Genomic DNA, 5,747 nt, shown 5'->3' with positions numbered 1-5,747 from the left:
GAATGCAGCCCGGGACGCTCTGCGTCCCATCCAGAGCCGAACGCGGAGCGTCCGTGGAGGCATTCCCACGCAGAGCGTGGGAACGATCAACACCACCACTACAAAGCCTGCCACCCACCCCCAAGCGCCTTGTACAACGCAATACTCGCCTGCATCCGCGACAGCCGCAGTTGCACATTCAAGTCCTGCGCCGCATACAGCGTGCGCTGGGTTTCCAGCACGGTCAGTAAATCCTCGGCCCCCGCTTCATAGCGACTTTGCGCAAGGTTGAACGCGGTTTGCGCCTGTTGCAGTTCTTCACTTTGCCACTGCCGTTGTTCGTCCAGCCCGCGAATGCTGTTCAGCGCTTTTTCCACGTCGGCGAAACCATTGATGATTGCGCCACGATAGGTTTCCAGCAGCTCTTGCTGTCGCGCTGTGGCCTTGTCGCGTTCGGCGCCGAGGCGGCCATTGTTGAACACCGGCGAGAGCAAACCGGCGGTGAGGTTGTAGAAGGGACTGCGCAGAATGTCTGCGGCACGATCGGCGCCGGAGCCGATTTCCGCGCTCAGGGTCACGGTCGGCAACATGGCGGCGCGGGCTACGGTGACGTCGGCCTGGGCGGCGGCCAGTTGTGCTTCGGCGCGGGCGATGTCCGGTCGACGGCTGAGTAATTGGCTGGGCACCCCGGCATCAATGGCAGGCCATGACAGTTGATCGAAGCGCTCCTGGCCCAAAGACAATGCCTGCACCGGACGGCCGAGCAGGGTGGCGAGGCTGATCTGCGCGTCCCTGACCTGCTGCTGCACCAGCGGCAACTGGCGTTGCTGCGCGGCCACCAGGCTTTTCTGCTGAGCCAGTTCCAGCGCCGTCGCCGAGCCCGCGTCAAAACGGGTCTGCACCAGTTTCAACACACTCTGCGCGTTGGCCAGATTCAACTCGGCAATGCGGCTTTGCTCTTGCAGCGACAAGGTCTGTGCGTAGCCGCTGGCCACGCCGCTCAGCAGCGTCAGCTCAACGGTCGCCTGATCGAATTCGCTGGCGCGCAGGGCAAATTGCGCACTGTCGCGGGAGGCACGCTGGCCGCCCCAGAAATCGACTTCGTAACTGGCGGTGAGATTGGCGTCGAAGTAATCCACAGCGTCATTACTGCTGTCGGCGTCGAGTTGGCTGTAACCGCTGCCGCGCAGCAGTTTTTGCCGGTTGGCGTTGGCCCCGGCCTTGACTTCGGGCAACTGTGAACCACCAGCGACTACCGTTTCAGCCTGTGCCTGGCGCACTCGGGCGATGGCAGCGGCCAGGTCGTAACTGCCGACCCGGGCCTGTTCGATCAGCCGTCCCAGTTGCGGGCTGCCGAAGCGGTTCCACCATTGCTGATTGTCGTGAACGGCGCCGGCGGTGTGCGGCGATTGCCAGGCGGCGGGCGGCACAACGCCGCTGTCCGGGCGCTGGGCAGGGCTGCCGCAAGCGCTGAGCAACAAACACAGGGTCAACAGGCTGAGTGGCGGCTTCATCAATCGTTTATTCACTGGTAAGGGCCGTGACCGGGTCGAGTCGGGCAGCTTTGCGGGCCGGCATGAAGCCGAAGACAACACCGGTGACCAGGGCGCAGCCGAAGGCGCCCAGCACCGCTATCAGGGAGAAGGCGACCGCGACTTCGCTGAGGACCAGCACGCCACCGACGATCAGCGCCAGGGCAATTCCGGCGAGCCCGCCGACGACCGACAGCATCACGGCTTCCGTCAGAAACTGGCGCAGGATATCCCGCTGCCGGGCGCCGGTGGCCATGCGAATACCGATCTCGCGAGTGCGCTCACGCACAGTCATGAGCATGATGTTCATCACACCGATACCGCCCACCAGCAGCGAAATCGCGGCAATCGAACCTAGCATCAGCGACAGGGTGTTCTGCGTGCGCGCTTCGGCCTGGATCATCGCCGCGTTGTTGGTCAGTTCGAAATCCTTCTTGCCGTTGTGCAGGCGCAGCATCAATTGCTCGATGGCGCGTTCCGTTTCCTTGACCTTGCGCGCATCGGCGGCGGCAATCGCGATGTACTCCGGGTTGTGTGTGCCGAACAGGCGCACGCTGGCGGCGGAGTAGGGGATGGCGATGCGGTCGTCGCTGTCGGAGTCGCCGGAGCTGGCACCTTTTTCCGCCAGCACCCCGACCACCTGGAACGGCACGTTCTCGATCAGGATGTATTGGCCAATCGGGTTGGCCACGTCCTTGAGCAGTTTAGTGCGGACCTTATGGCCGATCACCGCCACGGCTGCCGCGTTCTGTTCGTCGGCTTCGGTGAAGTAACTGCCTTCGACTACAGGCCAGTTGAAGATCGCGGGGAAGTTGGTGTCGTTGCCGCCGACGTAGCTCAAATGGTCGAGGTTGCCGAAGCGCACCCCGGCTTCCTGGCCGTTGACCGGCATGATGCGCATCACTTGCGGCAGGCTGGCCACGGCCTTGACTTCGTCGAGGGTGACGATGCCCAGCGGTGTACGCGGGTTGGGCGACGATCCGCTGAGGTAAATGATGTTGGAGCCGAACGCGCCCATCTGCGCCATGACCTGACGCTTGCTGCCTTCGCCCACGGCCAGCATCACCACCACCGAAGCGACGCCGATGATGATCCCGAGCAGGGTCAGCGCAGTACGGAACTTGTTGATCCACATCACCCGCCAGGCGGCCTGGACCGCGTCGACCAGTTCGCCTTTCCAGGCACCGGTAGCTTGGGCACCTTCGCTCAGGCGCTTACGCAAATCGACGGCTTGCAGTGCACCGGAGGTTGCCGACTGTTGCGCGGCGGGATTGTCACGGGCGCTGTCGCTGATGATCAGGCCATCGCGTATTTCAATGATGCGTTTGGCCCGGGCCGCCACTTCGCGATCGTGGGTGATCAGGATCACGACGTGGCCCTGGCTCGCCAGTTCGTCAAGCAGCGCCATGACTTCCTTGCCGCTGTGGCTGTCGAGGGCGCCGGTGGGTTCGTCGGCCAGGATGATGTGGCCGCCATTCATCAAGGCGCGGGCAATCGACACCCGTTGCTGTTGCCCGCCCGAGAGTTGGTGCGGGCGGTTGCCTGTACGCGCGCCCAGGCCGAGGCGGTCGAGCAGGGCGGCGGCGCGGGCGTGGCGCTCGGCAGCCGGAATGCCAGCGTAGATGGCCGGCATCTCGACGTTTTCCTGGGCCGAGCCGGATGGAATCAGGTGGTAACCCTGAAACACGAAGCCGAACGCTTCGCGGCGCAGCCAGGCCAGTTCGTCACTGTCGAGCGCCGCGACATTTTCCCCGGCGAAGCGGTACTCGCCCGAGGTCGGCCGGTCGAGGCAGCCGAGGATGTTCATCAGCGTCGACTTGCCGGAACCGGACGCGCCGACAATCGCCACGAATTCCCCGGCATGGATCGACAGGTCAATGCCGCGCAACACGTGAACTTCAGGTGCGTCGCCACCGCCATAGGCCTTGCGGATGTCCTGCAGTTCGATCAGGGGCGTTTGCATTCAACCGCCACTCCCGTCGGCCGGGCCGATCAACAGGTGATCGCCTTCTTGCAGGCCGTCGAGAATCTGCACCCGCAGACGATCGCTGATGCCGGTGCGGACGTTGCGTTGTTCGATGCTGCCGTTTTTGGCAACCACTTGCGCGGTCTGGCTGCCGGCTTGTTTTCCTGCCTGCAGCGCCGCAATCGGCGCGGTGAGAACGTTTTGCGCCTGATCGGCGACAAAAAATACCTGGGTGGTCATTTCTGCCATCAACGCGTTATCGGCGTTATCGACGTCGAGCAGTACGGTATACAGCACCACCCGAGCGCTGCCGCTTTTGCTTGAACTGGCGGGGCTGCCACCACCCTGACTGGTTTGGTCGAGAGGTTTTGGCGGCACCGGCAGAATCTGCCGCACGGTGCTTTTCCAGCGTCGGGCGCCACCGCTGAGGGTGGTGAACCAGGCCGTCATGCCGGGTTTGACGTGGCCGATATCGGCTTCCGAGACTTCGGCCCAGACCGTCATCGGCGACAGTTTGGCGATGCGCAGAATCAACGGCGTCTGCTGCTGGGCATTGAGGGTCTGGCCCTCGCGAGCGTCGAGTGCGACTACGGTGCCGGACATCGGCGCATAGATCCGGGTGTAGCCGAGTTCGGCCTGATCGCTGCGCAGGCTGGCCTGGGCCTGGCGAATCTGCGCCTGGAACATGTCGATGCGCGCTTGGGTGGCGCGCAGTTCGGCCTGGGCGGTCTGCACGTCTTCTTCGCGGGTGGCGCCACCGGCCTTGAGATGCTGTTGACGCTGGAATTTTTGCCGGGCGAGTTCGTGCAGCGCGCGCTGTTCTTCAAGCTGTGCCTTGAGGTTTTCGATGGAAAAACGTCCAGCGTCGAGTTTGGCCTGTTGCGTGGATGGATCGATTTCCACCAGCAACTGGCCTTCCTTGACGACATCTCCGACTTCCACATGGATCTTGTGGATTTGCCCGGACGCCTGCGCGCCGACATCGACATAACGCCGCGGTTGCAAGGTGCCTAGCGCGGTCACGCTGCTTTCGATATCGGCGCGGGTGACCTGCACCGTGACGAACTGGTCGCGGCCGGGAGGGATGATCTGCCAGGCGGCGACGGCGATAACGGGGATCAGACAGAGCGCAGCAAGCAGGGCGCGTCGGGCGGGACGGGGACGTTTCATGCAGAGTTCCGGCCAAAGGATTTCGGCCCGTCGTTCAGCGCGGGGAGCGGATAGAGACGGGTAGCTGTCCTGTAAACGAAGAAGCCATTGGGGAATTTAGCCTGGGACATATGGCGTAACAGCTGCCGCGTGCCTGGGTGATACAACCATCCTGTGGGAGTTGGCTTGCCAGCGATAGCGGTGGATCAGTCAGTGAATGTGCCGGCTGATACTCCGCCATCGCTGGCAAGCCAGCTCCCACAGGTATTGTGTAATTCGGAGGTTTCCACGGCCCGGCAACTATTTGTCAGCCAAGACAAAGCAATACTTTAAATCTATATGAGAATTACTATAAATTACGCAGCTCAATTGCCACTATCGTGCCATTGCCTGTTTTCTGGTCGATGAAGTGGCTCAAGACCGTCCCCGTGCCGGAGTCATGTTGGAAAACTACTATCGCGAGCTGGTGTGTTTCCTGAACGCCAAGCTCGGCAACCGACAGGTTGCCGAAGATGTGGTGCATGACGCTTATCTGCGAGTCCTGGAGCGCTCCAGCGACGCGCCGATCGAGCAGCCGCGGGCGTTTCTTTATCGTACGGCGCTGAACCTGGTGATCGACGATCATCGGCGCAATGCACTGCGCCAGGTCGAGCCGCTGGATGTGCTGGACAACGAGGAGCGTTACTTCTCCCCGTCACCCCTCAACAGCCTCGATCACGGCCAGCGCCTGGACATGCTCCAGCGCGCGTTGGCGGAATTGCCTCGGTTGTGTCGCGAGAGTTTTCTGCTGCGCAAGATCGAAGGCCTGTCACATCCGCAAATCGCCGAGCAGTTGGGTATTTCCAGGGCCATGGTCGAAAAGCACATCGTCAATGCGATGAAACATTGCCGGGTGCGCATGCAGCAATGGGATGCGCACTGATCGGCGTCCTTTGATGCCTTGCGGTTAAATTTTATTTCACTGTCCTCGTTCCTACTCAACAGACGACCTACTGTCCTGCTCCAGGCCGGTCAGGTCACTTAGGCTCTCCTTGCCCCGTCGCCCCGGGGTTCATCCAGAGGACACTGGAAATGACACAGGCAATTGCATCGCCCATCGTTCACGACCTGATCGGCGTCGG

The 5,747-nt window shown here is 62.2% G+C and carries 4 protein-coding genes; 1 reads left to right on the top strand and 3 read right to left on the bottom strand.

Annotated features, from left to right (window positions below; genetic code table 11):
- Positions 1 to 98: 98 nt before the first annotated feature.
- The 3 genes from D8U69_RS05010 to D8U69_RS05000 are packed head-to-tail and all read right to left on the bottom strand — an operon-like array spanning position 99 to position 4,647.
- Positions 99 to 1,493: an efflux transporter outer membrane subunit gene (locus tag D8U69_RS05010; protein WP_130906822.1), complete on the bottom strand. Its 1,395-nt coding sequence runs from the start codon at positions 1,491 to 1,493 to the stop codon at positions 99 to 101.
- A 7-nt stretch (positions 1,494 to 1,500) separates the two neighbouring features.
- Positions 1,501 to 3,474, bottom strand: a complete 1,974-nt coding sequence (locus tag D8U69_RS05005) for a MacB family efflux pump subunit (RefSeq protein ID WP_130904180.1) — start codon at positions 3,472 to 3,474, stop codon at positions 1,501 to 1,503.
- The gene (locus D8U69_RS05000) at positions 3,475 to 4,647 is read right to left on the bottom strand and encodes an efflux RND transporter periplasmic adaptor subunit (RefSeq protein WP_130906821.1); all 1,173 of its coding nucleotides are present in this window, start codon (positions 4,645 to 4,647) and stop codon (positions 3,475 to 3,477) included.
- 388 nt (positions 4,648 to 5,035) lie between these two features.
- Between D8U69_RS05000 and D8U69_RS04990 the strand changes: the two genes are divergently transcribed.
- Positions 5,036 to 5,548: a sigma-70 family RNA polymerase sigma factor gene (locus D8U69_RS04990; RefSeq protein ID WP_082557599.1), complete on the top strand. Its 513-nt coding sequence runs from the start codon at positions 5,036 to 5,038 to the stop codon at positions 5,546 to 5,548.
- Positions 5,549 to 5,747: the final 199 nt, after the last annotated feature.

Source organism: Pseudomonas sp. Sample_16 (genome assembly GCF_004307665.1).
GTDB lineage: Bacteria > Pseudomonadota > Gammaproteobacteria > Pseudomonadales > Pseudomonadaceae > Aquipseudomonas.
The sequence above is the reverse complement of the archived record's forward strand: the minus strand, read 5'-3'. Positions and strand labels throughout refer to the sequence as shown.